The sequence below is a fragment of the Kastovskya adunca genome (genome assembly GCF_059505785.1).
Genome location: NZ_JCACLG010000038.1, coordinates 1 through 26,003, shown reverse-complemented (window position 1 = coordinate 26,003; position 26,003 = coordinate 1). Strand labels below are relative to the sequence as shown.

General features: G+C 47.4%; 24 protein-coding genes. 16 read left to right on the top strand and 8 right to left on the bottom strand.

All coding sequences use genetic code 11. From position 1 onward, the window contains the following. Positions 1-136: 136 nt before the first annotated feature. The 3 genes from AC5JR3_RS14905 to AC5JR3_RS14895 all read right to left on the bottom strand — a co-directional run bounded on the left by AC5JR3_RS14905 (position 137) and on the right by AC5JR3_RS14895 (position 2,911). On the bottom strand, positions 137-634 hold the full coding sequence (locus AC5JR3_RS14905; protein ID WP_495847326.1) for a hypothetical protein: 498 nt from the start codon (positions 632-634) through the stop codon (positions 137-139). Between the two features lie 262 nt (positions 635-896). Then, positions 897-1,454 carry a L,D-transpeptidase gene (locus tag AC5JR3_RS14900; protein ID WP_495847324.1) on the bottom strand — a complete coding sequence of 186 codons (558 nt, stop codon included), beginning with the start codon at positions 1,452-1,454 and terminating at the stop codon, positions 897-899. A 428-nt stretch (positions 1,455-1,882) separates the two neighbouring features. After that, on the bottom strand, positions 1,883-2,911 hold the full coding sequence (locus AC5JR3_RS14895) for an alpha/beta hydrolase (protein WP_495847322.1): 1,029 nt from the start codon (positions 2,909-2,911) through the stop codon (positions 1,883-1,885). Between the two features lie 662 nt (positions 2,912-3,573). Between AC5JR3_RS14895 and AC5JR3_RS14890 the strand changes: the two genes are divergently transcribed. From AC5JR3_RS14890 to AC5JR3_RS14855, 8 genes are all read left to right on the top strand, one after another. Beyond that, positions 3,574-3,924, top strand: a complete 351-nt coding sequence (locus AC5JR3_RS14890; protein ID WP_495847320.1) for a phage holin family protein — start codon at positions 3,574-3,576, stop codon at positions 3,922-3,924. A gap of 105 nt (positions 3,925-4,029) precedes the next feature. Continuing rightward, positions 4,030-4,836, top strand: coding sequence for a glucose 1-dehydrogenase (locus AC5JR3_RS14885; RefSeq protein ID WP_495847318.1), 807 nt, complete (start codon positions 4,030-4,032; stop codon positions 4,834-4,836). Between the two features lie 12 nt (positions 4,837-4,848). Further along, positions 4,849-7,521 carry an MGH1-like glycoside hydrolase domain-containing protein gene (locus tag AC5JR3_RS14880; RefSeq protein ID WP_495847316.1) on the top strand — a complete coding sequence of 891 codons (2,673 nt, stop codon included), beginning with the start codon at positions 4,849-4,851 and terminating at the stop codon, positions 7,519-7,521. A 176-nt stretch (positions 7,522-7,697) separates the two neighbouring features. Continuing rightward, complete coding sequence (locus AC5JR3_RS14875; protein WP_495847314.1) at positions 7,698-8,459, top strand: superoxide dismutase; 762 nt, start codon at positions 7,698-7,700, stop codon at positions 8,457-8,459. A 13-nt stretch (positions 8,460-8,472) separates the two neighbouring features. Continuing rightward, positions 8,473-9,810, top strand: coding sequence for a ferredoxin reductase family protein (locus tag AC5JR3_RS14870; protein WP_495847312.1), 1,338 nt, complete (start codon positions 8,473-8,475; stop codon positions 9,808-9,810). 47 nt (positions 9,811-9,857) lie between these two features. Beyond that, positions 9,858-10,052, top strand: coding sequence for a hypothetical protein (locus tag AC5JR3_RS14865; RefSeq protein ID WP_495847310.1), 195 nt, complete (start codon positions 9,858-9,860; stop codon positions 10,050-10,052). A gap of 391 nt (positions 10,053-10,443) precedes the next feature. After that, on the top strand, positions 10,444-11,259 hold the full coding sequence (locus AC5JR3_RS14860) for an alpha/beta hydrolase (protein WP_495847308.1): 816 nt from the start codon (positions 10,444-10,446) through the stop codon (positions 11,257-11,259). Positions 11,260-11,331: 72 nt separating this feature from the next. After that, on the top strand, positions 11,332-11,910 hold the full coding sequence (locus AC5JR3_RS14855; RefSeq protein WP_495847306.1) for a thermonuclease family protein: 579 nt from the start codon (positions 11,332-11,334) through the stop codon (positions 11,908-11,910). A gap of 100 nt (positions 11,911-12,010) precedes the next feature. Here the strand turns inward: AC5JR3_RS14855 and AC5JR3_RS14850 are convergent, their stop codons facing one another. The 5 genes from AC5JR3_RS14850 to pgl form a co-directional block, all read right to left on the bottom strand. Beyond that, positions 12,011-12,277: a lipopolysaccharide assembly protein LapA domain-containing protein gene (locus tag AC5JR3_RS14850; RefSeq protein WP_495847305.1), complete on the bottom strand. Its 267-nt coding sequence runs from the start codon at positions 12,275-12,277 to the stop codon at positions 12,011-12,013. A gap of 123 nt (positions 12,278-12,400) precedes the next feature. Further along, positions 12,401-13,840, bottom strand: coding sequence for a phosphoglucomutase/phosphomannomutase family protein (locus AC5JR3_RS14845; RefSeq protein WP_495847303.1), 1,440 nt, complete (start codon positions 13,838-13,840; stop codon positions 12,401-12,403). A gap of 382 nt (positions 13,841-14,222) precedes the next feature. Further along, positions 14,223-14,636 (bottom strand): FHA domain-containing protein, encoded by a 414-nt coding sequence (locus tag AC5JR3_RS14840; protein ID WP_495847345.1) that lies wholly within the window; start codon positions 14,634-14,636, stop codon positions 14,223-14,225. A gap of 503 nt (positions 14,637-15,139) precedes the next feature. Beyond that, the gene (locus AC5JR3_RS14835) at positions 15,140-15,934 is read right to left on the bottom strand and encodes a double zinc ribbon and FHA domain-containing protein (RefSeq protein WP_495847301.1); all 795 of its coding nucleotides are present in this window, start codon (positions 15,932-15,934) and stop codon (positions 15,140-15,142) included. Between the two features lie 87 nt (positions 15,935-16,021). Beyond that, positions 16,022-16,744, bottom strand: coding sequence for a 6-phosphogluconolactonase (gene pgl, locus AC5JR3_RS14830; RefSeq protein ID WP_495847299.1), 723 nt, complete (start codon positions 16,742-16,744; stop codon positions 16,022-16,024). A gap of 222 nt (positions 16,745-16,966) precedes the next feature. On the opposite strand from pgl, the gene AC5JR3_RS14825 reads away from it, so the two are divergent. From AC5JR3_RS14825 to AC5JR3_RS14790, 8 genes are all read left to right on the top strand, one after another. Next, positions 16,967-17,227 carry a hypothetical protein gene (locus AC5JR3_RS14825; RefSeq protein WP_495847297.1) on the top strand — a complete coding sequence of 87 codons (261 nt, stop codon included), beginning with the start codon at positions 16,967-16,969 and terminating at the stop codon, positions 17,225-17,227. A 550-nt stretch (positions 17,228-17,777) separates the two neighbouring features. Then, complete coding sequence (gene hpsJ-B / locus AC5JR3_RS14820) at positions 17,778-18,554, top strand: hormogonium polysaccharide biosynthesis protein HpsJ (protein ID WP_495847295.1); 777 nt, start codon at positions 17,778-17,780, stop codon at positions 18,552-18,554. Between the two features lie 231 nt (positions 18,555-18,785). Beyond that, positions 18,786-19,676 (top strand): glycosyltransferase family 2 protein, encoded by an 891-nt coding sequence (locus AC5JR3_RS14815; protein ID WP_495847293.1) that lies wholly within the window; start codon positions 18,786-18,788, stop codon positions 19,674-19,676. Positions 19,677-20,056: 380 nt separating this feature from the next. Continuing rightward, positions 20,057-20,779 (top strand): DUF502 domain-containing protein, encoded by a 723-nt coding sequence (locus AC5JR3_RS14810; protein ID WP_495847291.1) that lies wholly within the window; start codon positions 20,057-20,059, stop codon positions 20,777-20,779. A gap of 161 nt (positions 20,780-20,940) precedes the next feature. Further along, on the top strand, positions 20,941-21,570 hold the full coding sequence (nusB, locus tag AC5JR3_RS14805; protein WP_495847289.1) for a transcription antitermination factor NusB: 630 nt from the start codon (positions 20,941-20,943) through the stop codon (positions 21,568-21,570). A gap of 123 nt (positions 21,571-21,693) precedes the next feature. Next, positions 21,694-23,538 (top strand): signal recognition particle-docking protein FtsY, encoded by a 1,845-nt coding sequence (ftsY, locus tag AC5JR3_RS14800; RefSeq protein ID WP_495847287.1) that lies wholly within the window; start codon positions 21,694-21,696, stop codon positions 23,536-23,538. 645 nt (positions 23,539-24,183) lie between these two features. Next, positions 24,184-25,605, top strand: a complete 1,422-nt coding sequence (locus AC5JR3_RS14795) for a GAF domain-containing SpoIIE family protein phosphatase (RefSeq protein ID WP_495847285.1) — start codon at positions 24,184-24,186, stop codon at positions 25,603-25,605. Between the two features lie 54 nt (positions 25,606-25,659). Further along, positions 25,660-25,893, top strand: a complete 234-nt coding sequence (locus AC5JR3_RS14790) for a hypothetical protein (RefSeq protein ID WP_495847344.1) — start codon at positions 25,660-25,662, stop codon at positions 25,891-25,893. The last annotated feature ends 110 nt before the right edge of the window (positions 25,894-26,003 follow it).

Genomic DNA, 26,003 nt, shown 5'->3' with positions numbered 1-26,003 from the left:
AGAATTGTCCATAATAAAACCTCTCCCCCTCCCTTCTCTTCGTGGGAGGAGAGGGGTGATGCAGGCGGGGAGAGGAGAGGTTCTTCATACATCAAGCCTAAACTTGCTGTTATACAGTTATTATTGCCCTCAGCAATTACCAAAGACCTCGCACACCCTGATTGGCAGGAGATTGTTGAGTTGCAGGTGCGGTATCAAAATCATCGTTGTCCTGAACTTGATTGTCAAAATCATCGTTGTCCTGAATTCCCGGAGTTTGCTGATTAGGGAACTGTTGAGTTCCTGGAGTTTGTTGGGTTCCCGGAACTTGTTGATTAGGGAACTGTTGAGTTCCTGGAGTTTGTTGGGTTCCTGGAACTTGTTGGGTTCCCGGAACTTGTTGATTAGGGAACTGTCGGGTTCCTGGAGTTTGTTGGGTTCCCGGAACTTGTTGGATTCCTGGAGTTTGTTGGGTTCCCGGAACTTGTTGGATTCCTGGAGTTTGTTGAGTTCCCGGAACTTGTTGGATTCCCGGAGTTTGAGAATTTGGATTAACCTGTGCCATTGCAGGCAAGCCGAGTAGGACACTGGAACCAGCAATTCCTACAAAAGCAACCAATTTTTGGAAAGCACTTTTACGATTTTGTACACTCATTGATATCTCCTTGCATTAAAAGTATTAAGGTTTGCGGATGAAAAGATTAGATTTAGATCAAAGCTGTATTGTCAGCAAAAATCTACTTCACAATTGATCTTGATTCACTCAACAGGTTATAAGTATTTCTACTACTAGTTCTCTACCTTAGGTTTAGTATTCCTTACAAAATATTCATTACTAATCAGTTACAGGAAATAACTGATTAGTAATGAACTAATCAGTTGTACTCAAACTCATTCCAAAAATTAAATTAAATCACTTACGGAATGACGGTTACTACCGTTTCCATATCAACTTGATTGAATAATTCCTCAATATCCTTGTTATACATCCGAACGCAACCGTGAGAGGCGGCTGTGCCAACTGTCTCAGGATTAGGAGTACCGTGGAAGCCAATCCAATTATTACCGTCTGTCCAAAAGCCAATCCAGTAGCGACCCAAGGGATTTTTGGGATCGCCTCCTGGAATCGCCTTGTCTGTCCAGGGGTGTATCCAAGTTGGATTTCGCAACATCTGACGGACTTGGAAGTTACCTGTGGGAGTTTCCCATCCTGGACGCCCTACAGCGACGGGATAACTTTTAATTGGGGTTGTTCCCTGATATAAGGTGACTTGACGACGACTGAGGCTAAGTTCTAAACGCGTGGATTGCTTAACTGTGCTGGTACTAAAGTCAGACTGAGGCAGTTCAGAAGGAGTAGTTGCTAATAATAATTGCGGTTGAGAAACTAAGCCCAGTACCAATATAAAGCTAATTAATCTAGCGATTTGCTGTAGCATTTTCCAGGATTGACTTAGCGATAAAATAGCATTCATGATTACAGACGATTGAGAAGATTAATACATCATCCGTTGGGAAGAGACTAGTGAAGTTTCTTGATTCATATGTATCAGGAGTGATGCTGAAATGATTATATTGCCAGGAGTTTGAGCACAGACGGATAGAAGAATTTTTTGGTGAAAATAGAGGAAAATTAATTGATGTCAGTTGTCACTTTCTCGTCACATTTGTTGTTAATGCTGGAGAGAGGAGGAGTGAGGGGAAAAAGAAAAACTAGCGGATAAGCTGATTTGCTTTAGCTCTAGCTTGCGGTCATAGCGACGGTTGCGTTTTATTTGGTGACCGTTAATACAAATCTTCGTAACATTAGCAAATTATCTACAAGGATTTTATTACCCTAACACCGTTGCCTAAAAATTAATTTATCTTTTTCAGTGGGAGAAGTTTTCTAATTTACATGGGTTTAGGAACAGCTACCAGCGTCCTCAGCAACATCTGCGACAAGACGGCTAGAGTGGTTGACCGATAGAGTCAGCATTATGGATAGTTCCGGGGAAACTCGTTGCTGTAGATTCAGCGCTTCTACTACTGCCTTGAATGATTTCCCTTGTCGCATCTGCTGGGCAATCTTCTTCACTTCAGCCCAGCTAAGATCGCTTTCAACATAGGCTTTAGCGAGGGCGATGACTAAATCCTGGTAGTCATTCCCCTCCATTTTGGTCATCATGCGATGGGCGATTTTCAGATTTTCGTCAAAGCAGTAGTACCAGGCTTTCGGCTGATGTTGGAGGGCGGCTTGAAATAATGCCCGTTGATCGTCCTGGCTAGTTACTCGATCGCCATCACTCGAAAGCACAAACATCGGTGCTGTTGGAGCGTTTGGCGATCGCTCTAGAATTTCTTTCCCCAGATCCAAAAACAACTCCAGCCCCGGAATCGGAAAGCCATCATAGCCAAAGTTACCCGGTGCGTCTTTATTAAACCACTCGAAGTAAAACGGCAGTATGTCCACGAGCCAATCAACCAATTTGTTACTACTGCTCAGGTAGGGAGCAAAGACCAAAGCCCGATCAATTTGCTGGGGATATTCTAGGGCTAACCACGCCGCCAAGTTACCCCCTGTGGATAATCCTCCTACGATTACCTTTTCCCCTAGGGTTTGAGCAATGTCCAACCACTCCCGTACAAAGCTTTGATAAACCTGCACATCCGTTGGTAAAGGAGGAGGATTATCGCCATCCCAATCTCCCGCTTTCCCATGACCAGGTTGCAAGGGAACTAGGACATTGTAGCCAGCATCAAAAAAAGCTTTTCCTATCGGCTCAAACTGGTAGGGCCCGGCGGTGAATCCGTGGAAGAAAAGGCAAACTTTTGGGGTGGGGTGGGGGTGAAAAAAGAATTTTGAGCGACAAGCTTCATTTTTGAGCGGTAAAGCCTCTTCTTTTCTGGCTTTTTCAAGAATTGCCGCTGTTATTTGGGAATAATCAGGCATCTGCATTTTAGATTGAGAAAAGTGTTTGTCGAGGAAGGCGGAGAAAATTAGCTCTTTTTACTGGCGAAACTGCTTATCTCGCCCCGCGATCGCCTCCTTGTGTCGCCTACATTCCAGGTTCATAGTCAGGCAGCGCTTTAGCGCCTACATTTAGTCTTGGTCTAAAGGAATCGCGTTGACTTCTACTAAAAGTTGGACTTTTTAGCCAGGGTTAAAGATTCAATCTCAGCTCAGGCGATCGCTCTTCGTTCTTAAAAAAGCGATCCTGGGATACATCCAGTTCTTCCGAGTCAGGAAGCATCAAGAAGGGGAGAACAGAAATTATAGTTCCCCTTTTTAGGGAGGCGAGGGGGATCGGGCTTGTACATTGCCAGACATCTAATCAATTGCGGTGAATTTCTTTGCGTCCTGTGGAATTACGCTGTTTGTCACTTTGTAGTCACATTTATTCTCAATCCTAAAAAGAGAGGGAAAGCGCTCTGAAGTGAGGAGTAGATTAGCAAGCCGCTTTCGCTTTGCATAGGCTCCTAGTACATTGAGTGTTGTTCAGCATCATATCGGTTGGACTTTACCCGTTGACGATTCTGATACAATGCGCGGCAGAGGCTACACTTCCATGACCTAACTAACCTAAACCAAATGAATTGGAAAGGAGGATCTTTATGATTCCTGGGATTATTGTGAGCTGGATAGTAACCACCATCAGTTTTCTCATTATTTCTCGACTGCCCATAGGAGTTGAAATTGATAGCATTGGCAAAGCTATAATTTCCGCAGCAGTCTTTGGGATTTTAAATGCCCTATTACGACCAATTTTAGGCTTTTTCACCTTTCCACTCATTATTTTGACCTTGGGATTATTCCTATTCGTTTTAAACGCGATTATTTTTGGATTAGCCGCTTGGTTGGTGCCAGGATTTCGGTTACGTTGGGGAATTTGGAGTGCCTTGATTGGTTCGATTGCCCTGAGCGTGATTAACTCCATAATTTTTAGAGTCTTAGCGGCAGCTTGATTGTTCTTTAAAGTTAAGTAGTAGAAAAGTTCTAGTAATTACCTGGAAAGTTAAATTTCCATAAGTTAGGTTTCCAGTTTCTAAGATTCAAAAAGGTTGATTAGAATGAAAGGTTTAAAAGGTAAAAATGCCTTAGTTACTGGCGCGAGTTCGGGGATTGGTCAAAGTATTGCTATCCGTTTGGCTCAAGAAGGCGTCAATGTTGCTATCAACTATCGGAGCAGCCCTGAAGATGCCGCAGATACCGCAGAAATGATGGACAAAGCCTGTGGTGAAATCCAAGGCTGTGGTGTTAAAGATTTGCTGATACAAGCAGATGTCTCGAAAGAAGACGATGTTATCCGCATGGTAAACACCGTCGTTGAAGAGTTCGGTGGACTAGATATCCTAGTCAACAATGCAGGAATTCAGATTGAAAGTGCTGCCCACGAGACAAAAATTGAAGACTTTGACAAAGTAATTGCTGTTAATCTCAGGGGTGCTTACATGTGCGCCCGCGAAGCGATTAAGCATTTCTTAGAGCGCGATAAAAATGGCGTAGTTATTAACATTTCCAGCGTTCATGAAATTATCCCTCGACCTTACTACCTGAGCTACTCTATCAGTAAGGGAGGAATGGAAAATTTAACAAAAACTCTCGCCCTAGAATACGCGGATAAAAAGATTCGGGTTAATGGTATTGGCCCTGGGGCAACCATTACTCCTATTAATAAAGGCTGGACGGATGACCCTGAAGAAAAGGCGAAAGTGGAAAGTCATATTCCGATGGGTCGTGCCGGAACGTCAGAAGAAATGGCAGCAGCCGTGGCATTTTTAGCGTCAGAGGAAGCCGCTTATATCACCGGACAAACTCTGTTTATTGACGGTGGATTGACACTTTACCCTGACTTTAGCGAACCTTGGTCAGCTTAGATAGAGAGAAAAATGACAGCAGAAGAAAAACGCCTAGAGGAAGCACGTACTCATAAAGCCCACTGGCGTCGCTGGGGTTCCTATTTGAGCGAACGACAGTGGGGAACGGTACGAGAAGATTACAGCAAAGATGGCAGTGCCTGGGAGTATTTTCCCCACGATCATGCTCGTTCCCGTGCCTACCGTTGGGGAGAAGATGGCATTGGCGGAATTTCGGATAACCATCAGCGACTTTGTTTTGCGATCGCGCTTTGGAATGGCGAAGATCCAATCCTTAAAGAACGGATATTCGGCTTAACTGGGCCGCAAGGCAATCATGGGGAAGATGTCAAGGAGTACTACTTCTATCTCGACAATACTCCCACTCATGCCTACATGAACTACCTCTACAAGTATCCTCAGCAGGCATTTCCTTACGAACAGTTGATTCAAGAAAATCAGCGGCGAGGTTACGACGATCCAGAATTTGAACTTCTAGATACAGGAATTTTTGAGGGCGATCGCTACTTTGATGTCTTTGTTGAATATGCTAAAGCGTCAGCCGAAGATATTTTGATTAAAATTCATGTGGTGAATCGCGGGGATGAAGAAAAACCCCTGCATCTTTTACCTACCCTCTGGTTTAGAAACACCTGGTCTTGGGACAAAAAGAGCGAGAAACCTTACCTAAGAGAGTTGCAATCCGATTCCTCCGTTAGTGTTATTGAAGCCTCTCATCCCACTCTCGGCGATCGCTGGCTTTACTGTGCAGAACCGGAAGAGTTACTCTTTACGGAAAATGAAACGAACTACAAACGCTTATTTGGAACCAAAAATCAATCCCCCTACGTTAAAGATGGGATCAATGACTACATCGTTGCAGGAGAAAAAGAGGCTGTAAACCCCGACAATAACGGTACAAAATTTTCTGCGGCTTACTTTTGGAAGATTGGTGCCAATCAAACCAAAACCATTCAACTGCGATTAAGCGACAATTCTGATTTAACAGCACCCTTTGGCGAAGAGTTTGAGCAAATCTTCAAGCAACGTCAGCAGGAAGCGGATGAACTGTACGAACGCTTCATTCCCCCAGGTTTAGCACCGGACATGCGGAACGTGCAGCGACAAGCCTTTGCAGGGTTGTTGTGGACAAAGCAATACTATCACTACGTTGTCGAAGATTGGCTCAAGGGCGATCCGGCTCAACCTACCCCTCAGCGCGACTACGCCAGAAACAAGGATTGGATTCACCTGTATAACGATGACATCCTTTCCATGCCAGATAAATGGGAATTTCCTTGGTTTGCGGCTTGGGATTTAGCATTCCACGTCCTACCATTAGCCATGATCGATCCGGACTTTGCCAAGCGGCAAATGGATCGATTAACGCGGGAATGGTATCTGCATCCCAATGGACAAATTCCTGCCTATGAATGGCATTTTAGCGATGTCAATCCCCCCGTTCATGCTTGGGGCACATGGCGAGTTTATCAGATTGAAAAAGAAATTTATGGTCGTGCTGACCGAGATTTTTTAGAACGGGTGTTTCAGAAGTTATTGCTCAACTTTACCTGGTGGGTGAATCGCAAGGATGAAGGCGGGAACAATGTTTTTCAGGGAGGATTTCTCGGATTAGATAATATCGGGATTTTTGACCGCAGTGCTGAACTACCAACAGGGGGACATCTCGATCAGGCAGATGGAACAAGTTGGATGGGAATGTTCTGTCTTAATATGCTAGCGATCGCGCTGGAATTAGCCCAGCACAATTCTGTTTACGAAGACATTGCCAGCAAGTTCTTTGAGCATTTCCTGTACATCGCTGATGCGATCAATCATCTGGGGGAAACGGATATTCCTTTATGGGATGAGGAAGATGGATTTTACTATGATGTGCTGCATTTTCCCCACGGCGATCGCATCCATATCAAAGTTCGTTCTATGGTTGGACTTGTTCCCTTGTTTGCCCTTAAAACCATTGAACCAAAAACCTTAGAGGCACTACCCAACTTTAGACGCCGCATGGAATGGTTCATCAAAAATCGTCCCGATTTGCAAAAAAATATTGCTTCTATGGAAACCGCCGGGGAGGAAGCAAGAAGACTTTTAGCAATTGTTAACTTAGAGCGGTTTAAAAAAGTTCTTCAACGAATGCTCGATGAAACTGAATTTTTCAGTGACTACGGTATCCGTTCCCTATCTCAGTTTCACCGCGACAATCCCTACATCTTTGACGCCGAGGGGCAGACTTATAAAGTCGCTTATGAACCGGCCGAATCGACAACGGGAATGTTCGGCGGCAACTCTAACTGGCGCGGCCCAATTTGGTTTCCGGTAAATTTTTTGATGATTGAATCTCTGGAAAAATTCCATGACTATTTAGGAGACAATTTCAAAGTTGAATGTCCCACGGGTTCGGGTCAAGAAATGACGCTTTTAGAGGTAGCTAATGAAATTTCTCGAAGACTGATGAGAATTTTTCAACAAAACTCTGCCAATCAAAGACCGGTTTATGGTGACATTGAAACCTTTCAAACAAACCCGCATTGGCAAAATTTAATTCTCTTCCATGAATATTTTCAGGGAGATACAGGTGCAGGTTTAGGAGCCAACCATCAAACGGGTTGGACAGGCTTAGTGGCAAAATTAATTCACTCCTGTGGAGAAAAAGTTCAGACTGACAAACATATGAAGGATAAAAGGTGAAAGTTCATCAATAGTCTCAAGTCATTTGGGGAGAAAACAAAATACCTAATGGGAGCAAACCATTTGGTCGTCTACTCAGCAAGGCATTCTTCCTGCAAGCACCGGAATTGATTTTTTAAGTTAAACCTTCATCTTTCCTACTTCATCCTTCACACTTTAAAGACTAACTAGGTGTTATGAAAAAAATTTTTCGACTACCAATCCGCCTTCTTTTCTTAGGAATTGCTGCTTTAGTGTTGCTCATTTCTTGCCAAGGGGTGCCGCAAGCGGAAACAACGCCGAAGGCGACTACCCCAGTGGCTCAACAAACGGCATTACCCGCTCAACTACCGCCCTTACCCTACGACTATGCCGCCCTAGAGCCGCATATTGATGCTCGAACGATGAGATTGCATCACGACGAACACCATGCGGCTTACGTTGAGAGTTTGAACGAAGCCTTGGAAGATTCGCCTAATCTGCAAAACCAAAGCATTGAAGCACTACTGCAAAATTTGGATAACGTGCCGGAGGAGATTCGCACAAGCGTGCGGGACAATGGGGGCGGACACCTCAACCACACGATGTTCTGGCAAATTATGAGTCCTCAAGGCGGTGGCGAACCAACAGGTGCGATCGCTGAAGAAATCAACAAAACCTTCGGCAGTTTTGCTGAATTCCGGGAGCAATTCAACTCGGCGGGTGCGGATCGCTTCGGTAGTGGCTGGGTGTGGCTTGTTCGCAATCCCCAAGGTCAACTGCAAATTATCACAACACCGAATCAAGACAGTCCAATTATGGATGGGTATTACCCGATTATGGGCAATGACGTGTGGGAACACGCGTACTACCTCAACTACGAAAATCGCCGCTCTGACTATTTAGAAGCTTGGTGGAATGTGGTGAATTGGGATGAAATCAATCAGCGATCGCAACGTTCATTAAACCAAGGAAGTTAGGAGGCAGCTTCCAATGAGAAGTCTATTAATGAAAAGTCCGGTAGCGATCGCCATGTTCTGGATCGCTATCTACCTCATGATTACCCTTTTACCCCTACTGATTCTGCTGTTATACCCACCTACAGGCGATCGCACCATTTGGTTGGAGTTTTCAGTAGCTTTGGGTTTCGTGGGTTTGGCAATGATGGCGCTTCAGTTTGCTCTCACGGCGCGGATTAATATCATTGAAGCTTCCTACGGAGTTGACTTGATTCTTCAGTTCCACCGCTACACCTCGATTGTGGCGTTCTTCTTTATCCTTATCCACCCGTTAATCCTGTTCATCCTTGACCCAGAAACGTTACAACTCTTAAATTTCCTGGAAGCTCCTTGGCGGGCAAGATTTGCGGTTGTGGCAACCTTGGCATTGATTGGGCTGATTGTCACCTCAATTTGGCGTCAACCCCTGAAAATTCCCTACGAACCTTGGCGCATCCTTCACGGTATCCTAGCCGCCTGTGCTGTCGGCTTTGGTTTGGCACACGCCTTGGGAGTTGGCTACTACCTAAATCTGTTTTGGAAAGCCCTGCTCTGGGGCGGGCTTTCCCTACTTGCCTTGTGGCTACTCGTTTACATCCGTCTCGTCAAGCCTTGGTTTATGACTAAAAAGCTTTACCTCGTTGAAGCCGTCAATGCCGAACGAGGTAACGTATGGTCTCTCGTTTTGCGCCCCAGAGGACATGAGGGAATCACGTTCCAGCCTGGTCAGTTTGCCTGGATCACCTTGGGTATCTCCCCCTTCCGGATGCGGGAGCATCCCTTTTCCATGGCATCTAATGGGGACAATCCAGAGTGCTTGGAGTTTGGTATCAAAGCGGTTGGAGATTTTACTAAAACGATTAAAGACGTAAAACCCGGAACCAAAGCCTACCTAGATGGTCCCTACGGCGTATTTACAACAGACCGCTATGAGGATTCGGCAGGATTTGTCCTCATTGCTGGCGGGATCGGCATCACCCCAATCATGAGTATGCTTGTGACGGCTGCCGAACGCGAGGATGAGCGTCCTTACCTGTTAATCTATGCCAACAAGAAACGGGAGGATATAACCTACCACGAAGAAATTGAAGCGCTCAAAGTCAAATTAGACCTCACCATTGTCCACGTCTTAAGAGAACCACCAGAGGATTGGTCAGGGGAGTCCGGCTACGTTGACAAGGAACTGCTGGAACGCTACATCCCCCAACGTCGAGGCAGCCGTAACTACTTTATCTGTGCTGTACCCAAAATGATGGATCAGGTAGAAGCCGCCTTGCACGAACTGGGAGTTCCAGTTACACACGTCCACATGGAACACTACAACCTCGTCTGATGAAGGATGAAACCTTGTACTTTATTTGGTGATAGTTCACACGTTTTATGCGATACAGCATCATGCTTCAGTTAGTGATATCGATCGCGTTGCTCCTGCTAGGGGCAGCCGCTCTCTTTGCTTGGCTGCAAAGCCGTACGGCTGAACCCCAGAGCAATCTAGAGGATACTAATCAATCCCTTCTACACCTCTTTAACCCCAGAACGGATAAAGGATTACTACGAACGCATCCGCCTAAATAGCTTTCGGTTTGCTTTTTCCATTGAGGGAAGTACCCTTGCTCTCGCCCTTGGCTCGTCAACAGGCTTCCTCAACTGACTCTGATTAAAAGATGTAGGACTTACGCAAAACTCACCTCCTTCAGGGCATGGCACTGCTATGCCCCTACGAAAGAATCTTCTTCAGTGCGTGAGTATTATTAGATGAATATCCACAGCAGCTCTGGAATTGCTTAGGCGAAGGCGGATTGTTTCCATACTCATCTTGATAGTTTCGGCTCTAATCTTTATTGGCTTCAGCTTAATTCGCTTGGTCGAATTTGCAACTGAAGCACTCCTCCTAAGTGGCGATCGCCTATAACCCCAGCCGAGGGCGCACCGCCGTCATTTTTTCATGTTCAAGGAGGCTAATAACATGCACCCGGAAACCGTCAACCGCTTATTAGTAGGAGTCCGGTGGTTTGTCGTTGCAGCCGTCTTAATTTATAGTTTTTTCGGTATCTTTGCCTACTTCTTTGCCGATAATCTAATCTTTCAGCCCCAACCAGCCAGCTACAAAGACACCGATAAGCTTATCAAGCTGACAACGGCAGATGGCGTTGAGATTTCAGCGCTTCACCTTCCCAATCCAGAGGCTACTTATACCATCCTCTACAGCCACGGCAATGCTGAAGATCTAGGAGATATTCAGCCTGTGTTGACACGATTGCAAGAAGCGGGATTTGCCGTCTTTGCTTATGACTATCGCGGCTATGGAACCAGCCAGGGGACGCCGTCAGAGGAGAATGTTTATCAGGACATCACGGCTGCCTACGACTATCTAACCCAGAGGCTGAACGTTCCACCCCAACAAATAATCTCCCATGGACGCTCTGTTGGCACGGGAGTGGCGGTGGATTTGGCAACTCGCCAACCCTTAGGGGGACTGATTATGGAAAGCGGCTTTACTAGTGCGTTTCGCGTCCTCTTACCCGTTGATATCTTTCCGTTTGACCGATTTGGCAACCTGAAAAAAATTAAAAAGGTACAGATTTCAGTGCTGTTTATCCACGGCAAGGCAGACGGGCAGATTCCCTTGCGACACAGCCAACAACTTTTTGAAGCGGCGAATGAACCCAAGCGTGCGTGGTGGGTGGAACAAGCTGGGCATAACAATCTCGTTTGGGTAGCAGGCGATCGCTACTCAGAAACGCTGCAAGCCTTTGCTCAGTTAATCCGAAAATCAGAGTAATTCCCGAATGGAACTATGCCAGGATAGAGACCATCTATGCTGTTGCAACTTTCCATTGAGGTAAATTAGCGAATGACCCGCACGCACCAACTCATCCAAACATCACTCAAATGGACGGGGGCTGTTGTCCTCATCCTGGGCTTAGTGGGGTGCGACCTCCTGCTGGACTGGATAGGAGCAGAAAGTTACACCGTTAAGCGTGTATCTGATGGGGACACAATCGTTGTTACTAATGACGCGGGAGAGGATATCAGCGTGCGCTTTGCCTGTGTAGATGCGCCAGAAGTCCCCCATTCCTCTAAGGAGAGACAAAGCCGCAAGGCGGTGGATAAAAGCCAGTTTAAATGGGGAGAAAAAGCACAACAGCGGGTGCAGCAGTTAGTGAACCAAGGAGGCGATCGCGTTCAATTAACCATCACTGATACTGACCGATATGGACGCGAAATTAGTGAAGTCCGTCTTCCCGACGGCACGTTGATCCAACAAGTCTTAAGCGCTGAAGGGTTAGCCCAAGTCTATCGCCCCTACCTGAAAAATTGCCCCAGTGCAGAGCTTGTTGAGGCAGCAGAAGCCGATGCCAAGCGGCGGCGTCTAGGGCTATGGCGCGATCCGCAGTTCGTTCCCGCCTGGGATTGGCGGCGTCAGAAGTAGGAGCAGGGGAGCAGAAGAGAACCAATAACCGAATTCACCCTTCATACTTCATCCTTCACCCTTCATACTTTCTTCCCGACTCAGGACTCAGGACTCAGACTCAAAATTCCTCCTCAAACTCCTCGTCTTCTGAGCTATAGCGGCGTTGTCGCTTACTAGATACCCGCCAGAAGAGAGGGATGATCGCTCCGGCAATTGCCCCGATAGCTACCCCAAATGCCAGCATTACCCCTATGGGTAGCTCAATGGACTGGAAGGTCAGAAATCGCAGCGATACGGGCTTGATGTTTTGGATTGAGATGATCGCGATCGCGATTACCCATGCCGCAAGTATCAGAGAAGTCAGCAGGTTTGTAATTGTTTTCATAAATCAAAAACCGCAGATAAACTCAGCCTAGCGTTTTCATCGGCATTTATCTGCGGGTAATACTCAATTTGTTGGGATAGTAAGCAGAGACACTCCATTGGAACATCTCTACTACGGCGGTAGTTAAACGCCGACGGGTTCCATTTTGTTAATCATCTGCTCCATGGTTGTCCCAATCTGCTTTAGCTGGTCTGGGGAGCTGGTTTCCATATAAACGCGCATCAAGGGTTCGGTTCCGGATGGGCGTAGTAGTATCCAACCACCGTCTTCTAAGTAAAGTTTGACACCGTCTTTAAGACCGACTTCTTTAACTTTAATTCCGGCGATTTCAGCGGGGGGATTTTCCTTAAAGGATTTCAGTACGGCGGCTTTGTGAGCTTCTTCTAGGTGCAGGTCGAGGCGATTGTTGTATAAAGGGCCATCCGCTTCGGCGATCGCTTCTTCAACCAACTGACTCAATGGCTTGCCTTCATAGGCGATCGCTTCAGCAACTAGCATATCAGCGAGGATGCCATCTTTTTCCGGGATATGCCCGATGATGCTCAGTCCGCCGGACTCTTCACCACCAATCAGCACATCTGTCTGGCGCATCTTCTCGCCGATGTACTTAAACCCAACCGCCGTCTCAAACAGTTCTAGATCGTACTTGGCGGCAAAGTTGTCCAACAGATGGGTAGTTGCCACTGTCCGGACAATCGCCCCTGATTTGCCTCTGTTTTTAATCAAGTGACGTGCCAGCAACAGCAGCACCGTGTTAGGGGTGAGGACGTTACCTTTTTCATCAACAATCCCAAAGCGATCGCTATCGCCATCGGTTGCCAACCCTAAGTCAGCATTATCCTTCTTCACGGCTTCCACTAACCCGACTAGCTGTTCGCCTTTTGGTTCTGGCATTCCGCCACCAAACAAGACATCGCGGGTGGTGTTGAAGCTTTCGGTTTGGCAGCCGCAATGCTCTAACACTTCATCCAGATAGCCGCGAGAAGTGGAGTAGAGGGCATCATACTTCACCTTTAACTTGGCACTTCTGATCTGCTCGACATCCAGCAGAGTGTAGATAAATTTGAGATACTCAGGCTTCGGGTCAAAAACTGAAATTTTATTGCCGTTCTTGCCACTGGGGGCAGAATCATCTGCACCTTCAATATTCGCAACGATAGTATCGGTAATTTCTGGAGTAGCTGGGCCCGCATAATCAGGGATGTACTTAATCCCACAGTAGGGGGCGGGGTTGTGGCTAGCCGTGAACATCAATGCCCCACCTGAGTTCAGAAGACGAGCATTATAGGCAATGACGGGCGTCGGGCAGTCCCGCTCAACAATTTTCACAGTCCAGCCCAAGTCGGCTAGTACTTCAGCAGCAGTCCGCGCAAACTGATCGGCTAAAAAGCGGGTGTCGTAGGCAACTAAAATAGGACGGTCTTTAGAATAGGCAGTTTCGAGATAGCTAGCGATCGCACGGGTCACCTTACAGACATTGGGGAAGGTGAAGTCATCAGCAATGATTCCCCGCCAGCCATCGGTACCAAACTTAATTTTATTAGAACTGCTCGCTGCACTCATTTGTAACTACTTTTTCGAGTTTCCCCTTAATACTACAAGACTCGAATACCCCTTAAGGTTAACTAATGAGGAATTTCAGGGGCGATAATATTCCCTCCCTCTATCTAAAAGTTGAGCGCCCTTATACATAAACTCACTCATTAATGCTGCTTTAGCAATGGAGCGTCTCAGCGCATTGCTAAAACGGATTAAATCGCAGCTTTAAGAAATTTTCCCAACGCTGGCATTCTCCATCCTGTGGGTGGGAACTTGACAGAGACACGGAATGCAGCAATTTTGATTATAAAAGTGGGGATGGCATTGCCTCACTTAAACAAGCTCTAACGTCCCAAAACTTTAGAGACGCTTGCACTGCACTTGTAAGGTTCTCCCTGTGAAGGAGTCACCCCTGATCTTCCACCTCTTTGAAGCTTTGATCAACGAATGTATCTTTTGTCTTGTCTTGTTTTGATGGCGATCTCTTTCCTGATGTTTTTAACTTAGCGTCAATGTTATCAGCGTCAATGTGGATCTGAATCTTAGGCCCAGAACTCGCTAGGCGAAAGATCATTCCATCTACAACTGGCATTTGGGTAATGCGCTTCCCATCAACATAAGTGCCATTAGCACCTAAATTAACGACTTCCCAATCAGAACCATTGCGCCGTAGCTCTACATGATGACGAGAAACAACCGCACTATAGAGAATTACCTCATTTTCGGTAGATCGCCCAATCCGAATCACGGATTCAGGCTCAAAGCTCCAGCTTTGAACAGGGACAGACTGGAGAGGATGCAGCAGAGTCAGGGTAATCACCGGGGTCACATCTTTCAAAACTTTTGCTTGCTGGGCCGAGCTGTTTGACATTCCCTCACCAATTAGCTAGTGTTTTTTGTTCTTGACGAGACTCACTCCCTTGCTGGAGTAGTTAAGAATCCTAGCCAGGGGGCGAGAGATTCACTCCACCTCGTTCAACAATCATTTCCTATTACAGCCATAAATTGTTGCAACTGAGGTTAGGGGTGACAGCCCAAAACCAACACTACTCTCTCAACTAGCCACTTGATGAACAATTTTTTGCCATCAGTTACTAGCCACATTGAAGATAAATCATACTGTGATTGTTGTTTCCAAGAGTAGCACCCCAAAATATTTTCTTGGATTCTGACCCAATCAAGTCGGAGCCTTAGGTTCCTTGTCGTTGAAGCAATTTTCTTTTGCTTTGACTAACTCGGCATTCAGGCAATGGCGCGTTCGTTTGAGTCGCCATCAAAGTTTGACTAATGAAACTCTTCCCTGACTCTGAACTCATTACTAACTTAGGAGGAGGATTGGAATAAAAATGTCATCAAGTCGCCTTTCCCTAAGCTAATGCGATCGCCAGTTCGTAAGCGATGGCGATTACCAGGTAGCAGAGAATTGTGATTGATATAGGTGCCATTGGAACTGCCAACATCTTCGATGTAATGGGCATCTCCTTCGACGCGGATATCTGCATGAACCCGGGACACAATTTCTGAATGGGGAAATCCAGACACATCAATATCCGGTGGAATTTGGTCATTCGGCTTACCCATATGAATCACCGAAAGATTTTGCGGCATTTCAATGTTTGTGTTCGTCTGCACATGCAGTAGTTTAACCGTCTGCACTTGCAGTTGGGTTTTAGCACTACCCCTTGCCTCAGAGGACGCAGGCGGGGCTGTGGTAGCAGTCGCGGGTTGACTGGCAACCTCCGGAGCAGATAATTCCTCGACCTCTGGCTCAAGAGCCTTCTCTTCCTCAGCAACAGGCGGTTGCCCAACTATCGTTGCAGGTAGAGGCGACGCCATGGGATCTGGCTCCTCAGAACGGATCGATATCGGATCGGGGATAACCAAAGCCTCAAGGGCGACTAACTCCGGCACCGCAGGGTCGGGAGTAGAGGTCTCACCTTCTTCTCCCTCATGGGTGACAAGCAAATTGAAGCCACATTGACCACAGAAGCTGGCGTCTGTTTGCACTGCTGCACCACAATTTGGACAACTGGTGGTTGTCGGTAACGGTGTATAGCAGGCTTCACATTGCGTCGCTCCATCTGGATTTTGGTGATTGCAGTTAGGACAAACAATCATAAAACCTCCTTACTGCCGGAATACATCCCAATATTGGGGGGCAGACGGTCAGATCTTAATACATACACTGGTGCAATGTCGCCATGGTTAAGTTTTCCACTCTTCCCCGGCTGAGTGATCTAAAAGCCACCACAGTTCCCCTTGCGGCTGAATTAATCGCGCTGGGTAGGTAAAGTCGTCGGCATCGTCGGCAAAAATTTCTGCTAATGCGGCTTGTTTACTAGCTCCCGACACTAAGAAAAGAACACATTTGCTTTGATTAATCATCGGCACGGTAAAGGTGATACGCGGCTGAGTGTCCTTATTTCCGACAGTGATTAGGCGATCGCGTACTTGTAGTGCCTCAGTATGGGGAAAGAGGGAGGCGGTATGGGCATCATCGCCGATGCCTAACAAAATTAAATCTAAACTGGGAATCTCTCCCACTGAAGTCTTAAAAAATTCCCGAATCTCAGCTTCATGATTTTGAGCACTAACGGCTGGATTGCTTTCAAGAGTCGGCATCGGATGGATATTCTCTTCCGGGATGCTAACTTTTTCTAACCAAGCATGACGTGCCATCGCTTGGTTGCTATCAGGATGATCGGGTGGTACATAACGCTCATCCCCCCAAAAGACATGGATTTTTTCCCAGGGAAGGTTTTGGGTAGCGATCGCTTCGTATAAGGGCTTAGGGGTACTACCGCCAGCGAGGGCAATGGTACAAATGCCTCGCGCCGCAATCGCAGCGTGCATTTTTTCCAGTACCACTGCCAGTGCTCTGGCAACTAACGCTTCTTTGTCCGGTAAAACTTCTACAACTTTATTCATAAAATCTGGGTCACGCTTGCTTTACTGTACGTAGTTTGTTGGGTAAAAGAAACTTTTTGGCGTCTTCTGACGGGGAAAGTGCCTATTCTCTAGGGGATTTTTATAACAGCGAGATACAGAAAGCTTAAACTTGCCGTGAAATTTTTATGTTCAGTAATTACTGCCCTGCGTGTAGCCGCATTGGCTTTGGGGCGCAGCGACTGAGAGATTTGCGATCGCAGCATGTCTATCCGTGACCAAGTGCGAGTCACTTTTAGTATTGATGAACGACTGCGCTCCCTACCTCCCACCGCAGACGATCCAGAGTTTCGCGATCGCGTTGATAGCGAGTATGGGACTGTTTCCGGACATCAACTGCTTACCCTCCAAACCTTCCGGAACCTATTTCCTCGCGAAACGATTCCTTCCAGCGAAAGCTTGTTAAAAAGATTGGATGCACCCATTGGCGTACATCTGATTGAGTTGGCAACAGAACTGTTGTAATTACTCCTTTCAAAGAGGAACAAATCCGGTTCAGGTTAAGAAAACAAGAGGAAATCACTGTTTTTTTGGCTAATAGTCTTGCCATTCTCAGCAGCTAAGCGCTTAATTTATCAGTTTGGGCAAACGGAGAAATAAAGAGGAGGGAAACTCTGATGTCTGAAGTCTCAAAGAATGAAAAAACCAAAACCTGTTAGTGGAAGGCATGAGGATCAATCAGATTTTTCCAGCCGAAAATTTAACCGAAGAAATTTACAAATTGTTATCTTTGACCATTGGCGACCCCATTGATGTAAAGTCACAAGCTGATTGGTGAGAATACTGACCAATTCCTGCTGGTTAGTCCTTTTTCCAGGCACCCTTAAAATACCTATCTACCTGGCATTGCCCCACTCTGGTGTACTTAAGCCGATAAGTTAGTATTAGCAAGACTTCAACTTTGAGCAATCATTGTCCAACCTTTGTCAAGGACGCAATTGCCAGGGGATAAACCTCACCTAATCGCGCTCAGCGATACGTTTGAAGACAATTACTTTTTTCACCGGCGTAACCCATGAAAGCAACCACTAGCCCTACAAATTCTTCCTTTACAGCTCTGACTTTAAAAGTTGTCGGGCTGATCATGATTTTGTCTTCGTTAATCGACTTCATCCTGCTAGCGATTCCGTTTAATCCACTACAGCGAGAGTGGCAGCTTAGCTGGACAACCCAAGTGGTTGACCGGGGGATTATCCCGATGGTGGGGATAGCGCTGCTACTAGCGGGATATTGGATCAGTAGTAATGCTGCCGCTGTGACAGAGCGGAAGTCAGGCGCTCAGGATTTACGCTTTTGGGTGTTGTTACTCTCCAGTCTCTTGGGGCTACTGTACCTACTCTTGGTGCCATTACATCTCAACAATATTCGTCTTGCCAGCACTCAAGCTCTTGAGCAAATTAACCAGAGAGCCACTCAAGAGGAAGGCCGTATTCAAACAGAATCACAGCAAATTAATACCCTAATCCAAGATAACCAAAGGCTTTCTGAGTTGGATCAGGCAATTGCCAGTGGTCAGGTGCAAGGAGAACAGCTTCAAAGACTACAAGCGATCCGGCAGCAAATCGAGGCGATAAAGAAAGATCCGCAAGCACTCAACCAACAAGTTGAGGCAGCGCAAACACAACTACGTTCTCGAAGATTGGAAGCGGAAAAGCAAGCCAGAGCATCAGCCTTTAAATTAGGTTTACGGACAGGTCTAAGCAGCTTGCTGTTAGCCATTGGTTACATTGCTGTCGGCTGGACAGGATTGCGAAGCTTAAAATCTAGCTCTCAACCCCGTCGCAAAGTATAGACAAAGCGAGTTAATAGGGAGTTATCTCAATAACTTGCTCAATCCCTAGGCACTATAGGTAGTAAGTTAAAAGACGCATGTTAGCGTTTAGCCTCCGGCGATTTTGCCCCAAAAAAGCTAGCATGTCGTCACCCCTCCCGCCTCTGATTTGCTCTCAATTAGAGTTTTCTGGGCACCGAAAGCCTCTGGAACGGGCTTGATATTTTTACGCTCGGCTTAAGCTTATATATTATGTTTTCAATTTACATCCTGACCTATAACGAAGAGTTGGACATTGCCGCTTGCATTGAGTCAGCCCAGCTTAGTGATGATGTCATTGTTGTTGATTCCTTCAGTAGCGATCGCACTGTAGAAATTGCCCAGCGTTATCCTGTCCGCCTGGTGCAGCACGCTTTTGAAAGTCACGGACGCCAGCGCACCTGGATGCTTCAAGAAGTCCCGACTAAGCATGAGTGGGTTTACATTCTAGAAGCCGATGAGCGGATGACGCCGGAGTTATTTGCTGAATGTCTCCAAGCGATGCAGAGTTCTGAATATATCGGGTATTACGCCGCCGAACGCGTCATGTTCATGGATCGCTGGATTCGCCGTTGTACCCAATATCCTCGCTACCAGTTGCGCCTGTTTTGCAAAGATAAGGTCTGGTTTAGCGATTATGGACACACTGAACGGGAAGAGTGTGCAGGTTCAACGGGTTTTCTCCAGGAAACTTACCCCCACTACACTTGCGGAAAAGGTTTTAGTCGCTGGATTGACAAACACAACCGCTACTCGACTGACGAAGCCGAGGAAACCTTGCGTCAATTGGCTGAGGGAAGCATTAGTTGGCGAGACTTGTTTTTTGGCAGCACTGAAGTCGAACGACGCCGCGCTCTTAAGAATTTGTCGCTGCGCTTACCCTTGCGACCATTGGTGCGCTTTGTTTATATGTACTTCCTGCTGGGAGGGTTCCTGGATGGGCGAGCCGGATTTAACTGGTGCGTCTTACAGATGTTTTACGAGTACCTGATTCTGCTCAAGGTATGGGAACTGAAAAATCCTTCTCCACCTAGTAACTATCTCAACCCTTCTACAACCTCCCCTAACGCCGATGCTGCCTCCCTTAGTTCTTCTTCCCCTTGACTCAGGCAGTGACTGTCTCAATCCGTTAAAGTGTAAATTGTGATACCAGTTGAATAGATAAATATCGTTAAGTGGCAAAGAACTCCTATTCCTGAGAAAGTTTGCGAGAAAATCCTAAAAATCGCGAGTCACACCTAAAATATAAAGAGTCGAGACTTGTAATAATTCTTTACGAGTTTGATAAATTAGGAAGAGAATCCTGGCTAAAACTAACAGCTCTATGGGAGCCGTGAATAGCAAAGGAAGAACCTACTACTTTCTGGGTTGCCATTGATATTTATCTATTCAAGGTTTTTGATTTATCTGTAGCTAGATCGTGGGAGCGATCGCGGCGATTCGGATATGCATTCAAGCGCCATTGTAAGGAGAGTCGGGGGTCTGTGAACCAACGCTTCAAGCAGGACTTAAAGAACGACTTAATTGCTGGTCTTCTCGTAGTGATTCCACTCGCTACAACGATCTGGCTAACGATCACCATTGCTAGCTGGGTGATCAACTTTTTAACGCGCATTCCCAAGCAACTTAATCCCTACGATAACCTGAATCCCATCCTGGTCACTCTGCTCAATCTTGTAGTTGGGCTGACAGTACCATTGATGTGCATTTTGCTGATCGGCTTAATGGCACGGAATATTGCCGGACGGTGGCTGCTGGATTTTGGGGAGCGAATTTTGCAAGCAATTCCCCTAGCAGGGCCAGTCTATAAAACCCTCAAGCAGCTCTTAGAGACGCTGCTAAAGGACTCTCAGGGGAAGTTCCGACGGGTGATTTTAGTAGAATATCCCCGGCGAGGGATGTGGGCGATCGCCTTCGTCACTGGCACCCTAGGCGGTGAGATGCAATCTCATATGGATGGGCAGATGTTGAGCATCTTCATCCCCACGACTCCCAATCCGACAACAGGCTGGTACGCGATCGTGCCGGAAAAAGAAGCGATCAATCTCTCCATGTCGATTGAAGATGCCTTCAAAGTCGTGATTTCTGGTGGGATCGTCGGGCCTGCTGCCTCTAACCTTCCCTTGACAGCCCCAACCGCCTACGGCAAGAAAGCCCTAGAGCCGCCTCTACCTGAAATGAGACCGTTACCAACGGAAGAGAGCTAACGAGCTGTGGGAGAGCAGGAGGAATAGTGAAGCCGTTGCGGTTGGTGTAGTATAACGTAGCCAAGACTAGGGTGAAGAGTGAATGAGGAAAAATTGGGGGATAAATGGGTATAGAAATAAGCTGATAACAACTGACCGTTGACAACTGACACAGGATAACCATGAACCCCCGCCGAATTGCTCGTGAACTGGCTCTGTTGAGCCTCTCGCAAATGCCGTCAAATATAGAACGGCTGGATACCCAGCAACTTAATGGCTTAGTGCTGGCTGCCGTCCGCACTCTAACCAGTGAAATTCAAGAAGCCTTAGAAACAGCGTCAGCGGAACTTAAACGCGGGAGCGATCGCCTCTTGAGCAGCGAAACTCGCGCCAGCGACGTCCAAAGTGCAAAAGCTATGGTGAGTGACGCCATTGAACTCACTCAATCCGCCGTCAATCACCTAGGTACAGCCCTAGAAATCCCAGAAATCATCCAGCTTACCAACCAGCCAGATGTACGTAGCTATACCCTGGAAATCCTTAAAACCATCAACCGTAGACGGGAAGAGATTGACGAAACTCTCAAGAACGCCCTCAGAGATTGGCAACTGAATCGTTTACCTCGCATCGACAGGGATATCCTACGGATTGCCGTTGCGGAAATTGCCTTTTTAGGAATTCCAGACCGTGTTGCCATCAACGAAGCTGTCGAGTTGGGCAAACGTTACAGTGACGAAGAAGGATACCGCTTCATCAATGGTGTGCTGCGTCGTGTAACCGAGCAGGTGCAAAAGCAAGCTCAATTACCCTGAAAAATTTCTTAAAATCTTATCATTATAGTCAGCCGCCAAGGAATGCTAGATGGTAACTTTTACCTTCAGCAGATTCTTTGTCCCGTGTTTTGAGCAGATGCCCGTACTCGAATAGGTGCAGACGTGTTTAATTGGTTCCGCCGCCAGTTTGGTGACGATAAACAAAACTCTCAAGTTGAACAGGAAGAAACTACTCAAGAGCAGCCGCAGGTAGAACCAGCAGAAGCTGAGGAAGAAGCAGACGCTTCACCCGCCGTTGCTGAAGATTACTTGAGTTGGGCAAAGAATGCCTACAAGAATATTCAGCAGCGGCAACAGCCCCCGGCAGAAGCGGATACCGCAACGGCAGAACCAACCACAGAGTTTGAGGTGGAAGCGGCGGAAGGCTCGGCACAGGAAGAAGCCGCCGTAACCGCAGCAGTAGAGACGACTACCGCCCCCAGCGCACCGGAAGCAGCACTCGACGACGACCAGGAAGAACCGGCTGTAGCAGAAGTTACAGAGACGCCGGAAGAATCGGCACAGGAAGAAGCCTCCGTAACCGCAGCAGCAGAGACGACCGCCCCCAGCGCACCGGAAGCAGCACTCGACGACGACCAGGAAGAACGGGCTGTAGCAGAAGTTACAGAGACGCCGGAAGAATCGGCACCAGTCGCACCAACCGTTGCTGAGAAAGAAACTCAAGAAACCGAAGCTTCTCCCGAACCGGTAGCGACGGCTCCTGAAACTCAAGAAAGCGACACCGGGGTAACAGAAGACGCGATCGCAGCGGCACAAGCTGAGGAATCACCAGCGGGTAATGTTCCCATTTGGGCACGTCAATCTAATGCCGATCGTCAGGCAAGGTTAGAGCGCCTCAAAGCTACGGCTATTGACACCTCAGAACCGGAACCCGTTAGGGCACCTGTGCAGCCTGTGGACGCGACGGTAGCGACCGAGACGGAGGGGGAAACAGGGATTGCCTTTGATGAAGGGTTCTTGTGGTCAGCCGAAGTCCTAGCCGCCCAAGGACGGCGTCCGGAGGATGTCTCGATTGAAGAAATTAGCTGGCTGAAGCGATTGCGGCAGGGGCTGGATAAAACTCGTCGCAGCTTAATTAATCAGCTGAAGGCGATTGTCGGTCAGGGCCCGTTGAACCAAGACGCGGTAATGGAAATTGAGGCGCTGCTGTTGCAGGCAGATGTCGGCGTCGAGGCAACTGATTACATCATCACGACACTGCAAAGTAGACTCCGGGAGGAAACCTTACCCCCAGAGCAAGCGATCGCCTACTTAAAACAAATTCTCCGCGACTTGCTCGACCGCCCTCTCAAAGAGTCTTACAGCGCCACCTTTACTCCAGAAAAAGATACCCTTAATGTCTGGCTGATAACCGGAGTGAACGGTGCGGGTAAAACCACTACCATTGGTAAGTTGTCTCACCTGGCGAATCAATCCGGCTACCGCTGCTTAATTGGTGCTGCCGACACCTTCAGAGCGGCGGCGGTAGAACAGGTGAAAGTTTGGGGACAGCGCAGCGGAACTGACGTGATTGCCAATCCCGCTAAGAATACCGATCCAGCATCAGTTGTCTTTGATGCGATCGCTGCTGCTCAAGCTCGCCACACAGAACTACTGCTAATAGACACAGCCGGACGCCTGCAAAATAAGAAAAATCTGATGGAAGAACTCGGCAAAATCCGGCGGATTATTGACAAAAAAGCACCCGACGCCCGTGTTGAATCTCTCCTAGTTCTCGACGCTACCCTTGGTCAAAACGGTTTGCGACAGGCAGAAGTCTTCGCCGAAGTCGCCAAACTCAGCGGTGTTGTCCTGACTAAACTTGATGGTACGGCTAAAGGTGGCGTTGCTCTCGCCGTTGTACAGCAATTAGGCTTACCGATTCGATTCATCGGTGCTGGTGAAGGCATCGAAGACTTACGCCCCTTTTCTAGCTATGAGTTTGTAGAAGCCTTGCTCAATGGGTAGCCTTAAATTCACCGACTCAGCATTCACCGACTGATCGCAACTGCAAAAATCACCCAGTAGGATCATTGGCGAGGCAGTTAATTAACGCTATCATTTAACCTTTTAGTAACCAAACAATTGACAACTAAACACCTGCTGAGGATTTTGGGCAGCGATAATTAGCAATTAGTGGTACTGTAGGAAGCCATAATGTCTTCCTCGCTCACTACTTTGCAAAATTGCTGTCTAAGGTTAATCACGACGACTAAATAACATCTCGCTTGATTGCCGGATCAAATGAGTGAATCGGCATCTATTCTAGTTAAATTCTGTTTAAATAGACTGGTTGTAATCACAACTAAAGGTGCGAAAACCAAGCGTCAAGACGATATTTTGCCTGTGGAAGACGGGCAACTGCCAGGGTACACAGTAATGTGTGCAGGAGTTAGTGTTACTGGCAATCAGTCAGGCAAAACCTCCGGAGGATTGTAAGTCTTTCCACCGTGCTAGGCACGGACATCTTTATTGAGGTGTAACTACAGAAAGCCTTTCCTGTGAAACTGGAAGCCTCTGCTATAGTGCTCTTCGGCAGTTAGCGGGGGTACTTCACTCTTTTACTCTTGTCCCCTTAAGTTGCTTATTAACTGCGTATGTACGCCTGATGCTATGACAGCACGGCCTCTCCCTCGTCACGCCTCAAAATCAGCTAACAGCCCTGGTAATGATCCTACAACCGAAGGGACACCAGTTTCTGCTCTTAAAGAACTGGTGGCACGTTTACACAGGGAACAGCATAAAATACATAACTTACTCTCATCGCTGGGTTTTGCCCTGCGTAGCTTTAACAACCTCAATCAATTTTTAGAGCTAATTCCGCTGATGGCATCGAGGGTAACGGATGCTGATGGTGGTGCTTTGATTTTGTTCAAACCGAACGGTCAAGTACGTTTAGAGCGCTTGCACTGTCAGGAAGGGCAGGCATGTCAAGACATTCGTAAGGCGATCGAAACAGCAACTCGTCAAATCACGACGGATGCAAGCTTGTTGGCATCTGCCCCGGCGTCTCTGGATGAACAGGTCAGTTGTTGCCTGGGTTCAGATGTGCAGCTATTTGGAACACCAATTTTGGTGAAAAACGTTGAAAGAGGACGGTTGTATGTGTTTAGCCGCAACCCTCAGTATGCCTGGACATCAACTCGTCAGAAATTAGTGCGCCTGGTTGCCGACCAAACCGCAGTCGCGATCGCTAATGATGAACTCACCGTCGAACTGCGGAAAAAGGAACGCCTAGACCGGGAGTTGGAAATCGGGGCAGATATTCAGCTGCGATTACTGCCGCGTCAATGTCCCCAAATTCAGGGGGTGGAAGTATCAGCCCGCTGTCAGACAGCCAACCGCGTCGGCGGCGACTACTACGACTTTATTCCTGCCAACTACGACCAACTGCGACCCAAACAGAAAGACCTAGAGGGAGCCGGGGAGGCGCGACAAGGGGAATCGGTACCTTGGAGTATTGTCATCGGTGACGTGATGGGTAAGGGTGTCCCGGCGGGGTTAATTATGACCATGACACGGGGGATGCTCCGAGCCGAAGTGTTGAACGGTCACTCGCCAGCACGGATTCTCCAACATCTGAACCGCGTCATGTATGCTGATTTGGAAAATTCTCACCGCTTTGTGACGCTGTTTTATTCTGAGTACGATCCTCAAAGCCGTATTCTGTCTTACAGCAACGCTGCCCACAATCCCCCTTTACTATGGCAAGCAGCAACTAACTCGCTGCAACGCCTCGATACCCTGGGAATGCTGATTGGTTTAGAGGCGGATTCTGAGTACGAAGATGCTGAAGTAGAACTAGTGTCGGGAGATACGATTATCTACTACACCGATGGCTTCACCGATGCCGCTAATCAAAATGGCGATCGCTTCGATGAGGAAAACCTGGCTAATGCTTTCCAGTGGGCTTGTCAGCATTGCGAGGGGCCACAAGCCATTTTGGATCACTTATTTGATCAGGTGCAGCAGTTCATTGGTTCAACAAACCGTAACGCCGATGATATGACACTGGTCGTGATGCAGGTAAAATGAGCGCCAGTAACCTGAATATACGCGTGGGAACGCGAGTTTTTAAGCTTTATGGAAATGCAATCAGTAAATGTCGAATTACCTAACCTAACCCCCGATTATGAAGCCTTTGGGCTGGCAACCACACCGCTATCGACCCAGGGAACGGTCTTGGCTCAAGCCATTGAAGACCCAGATGTTTTAGGACAGATGCAAGATGCGTTTAATAATTTCATCGAGTCCGGTCAAGTTTGGGCGTTACTGATTGGTCTAGTACTGGGCTACATGTTGCGGAATCTCACCGCGTCGTAGTTATTTAGTCCTGAGTGCTGAGTGCTGAGTCCTGAGTAGGGGAGAGGAGGAGCGGGGGAGCGGGGGAGCAGGGGAGCAGGGGAGCAGGGGAGCAGGGGAGCAGGGGAGCA

What these genes read in the sequence shown, in the direction of transcription:
- AC5JR3_RS14905 (WP_495847326.1), bottom strand. Translation starts at nt 634, where the DNA reads ATGAGTGTACAAAATCGTAAAAGTGCTTTCCAAAAATTGGTTGCTTTT.
- AC5JR3_RS14890 (WP_495847320.1), top strand. Translation starts at nt 3,574, where the DNA reads ATGATTCCTGGGATTATTGTGAGCTGGATAGTAACCACCATCAGTTTT.
- AC5JR3_RS14845 (WP_495847303.1), bottom strand. Translation starts at nt 13,840, where the DNA reads ATGAGTGCAGCGAGCAGTTCTAATAAAATTAAGTTTGGTACCGATGGC.
- AC5JR3_RS14835 (WP_495847301.1), bottom strand. Translation starts at nt 15,934, where the DNA reads ATGATTGTTTGTCCTAACTGCAATCACCAAAATCCAGATGGAGCGACG.
- nusB (WP_495847289.1), top strand. Translation starts at nt 20,941, where the DNA reads ATGAACCCCCGCCGAATTGCTCGTGAACTGGCTCTGTTGAGCCTCTCG.
- AC5JR3_RS14790 (WP_495847344.1), top strand. Translation starts at nt 25,660, where the DNA reads ATGCAATCAGTAAATGTCGAATTACCTAACCTAACCCCCGATTATGAA.
- AC5JR3_RS14850 (WP_495847305.1), bottom strand. Translation starts at nt 12,277, where the DNA reads ATGAAAACAATTACAAACCTGCTGACTTCTCTGATACTTGCGGCATGG.
- AC5JR3_RS14875 (WP_495847314.1), top strand. Translation starts at nt 7,698, where the DNA reads ATGAAAAAAATTTTTCGACTACCAATCCGCCTTCTTTTCTTAGGAATT.
- AC5JR3_RS14880 (WP_495847316.1), top strand. Translation starts at nt 4,849, where the DNA reads ATGACAGCAGAAGAAAAACGCCTAGAGGAAGCACGTACTCATAAAGCC.
- AC5JR3_RS14900 (WP_495847324.1), bottom strand. Translation starts at nt 1,454, where the DNA reads ATGAATGCTATTTTATCGCTAAGTCAATCCTGGAAAATGCTACAGCAA.
- hpsJ-B (WP_495847295.1), top strand. Translation starts at nt 17,778, where the DNA reads ATGAAAGCAACCACTAGCCCTACAAATTCTTCCTTTACAGCTCTGACT.
- AC5JR3_RS14870 (WP_495847312.1), top strand. Translation starts at nt 8,473, where the DNA reads ATGAGAAGTCTATTAATGAAAAGTCCGGTAGCGATCGCCATGTTCTGG.
- pgl (WP_495847299.1), bottom strand. Translation starts at nt 16,744, where the DNA reads ATGAATAAAGTTGTAGAAGTTTTACCGGACAAAGAAGCGTTAGTTGCC.
- AC5JR3_RS14855 (WP_495847306.1), top strand. Translation starts at nt 11,332, where the DNA reads ATGACCCGCACGCACCAACTCATCCAAACATCACTCAAATGGACGGGG.
- AC5JR3_RS14795 (WP_495847285.1), top strand. Translation starts at nt 24,184, where the DNA reads ATGACAGCACGGCCTCTCCCTCGTCACGCCTCAAAATCAGCTAACAGC.
- AC5JR3_RS14860 (WP_495847308.1), top strand. Translation starts at nt 10,444, where the DNA reads ATGCACCCGGAAACCGTCAACCGCTTATTAGTAGGAGTCCGGTGGTTT.
- AC5JR3_RS14865 (WP_495847310.1), top strand. Translation starts at nt 9,858, where the DNA reads ATGCGATACAGCATCATGCTTCAGTTAGTGATATCGATCGCGTTGCTC.
- AC5JR3_RS14815 (WP_495847293.1), top strand. Translation starts at nt 18,786, where the DNA reads ATGTTTTCAATTTACATCCTGACCTATAACGAAGAGTTGGACATTGCC.
- AC5JR3_RS14895 (WP_495847322.1), bottom strand. Translation starts at nt 2,911, where the DNA reads ATGCCTGATTATTCCCAAATAACAGCGGCAATTCTTGAAAAAGCCAGA.
- AC5JR3_RS14885 (WP_495847318.1), top strand. Translation starts at nt 4,030, where the DNA reads ATGAAAGGTTTAAAAGGTAAAAATGCCTTAGTTACTGGCGCGAGTTCG.
- AC5JR3_RS14825 (WP_495847297.1), top strand. Translation starts at nt 16,967, where the DNA reads ATGTCTATCCGTGACCAAGTGCGAGTCACTTTTAGTATTGATGAACGA.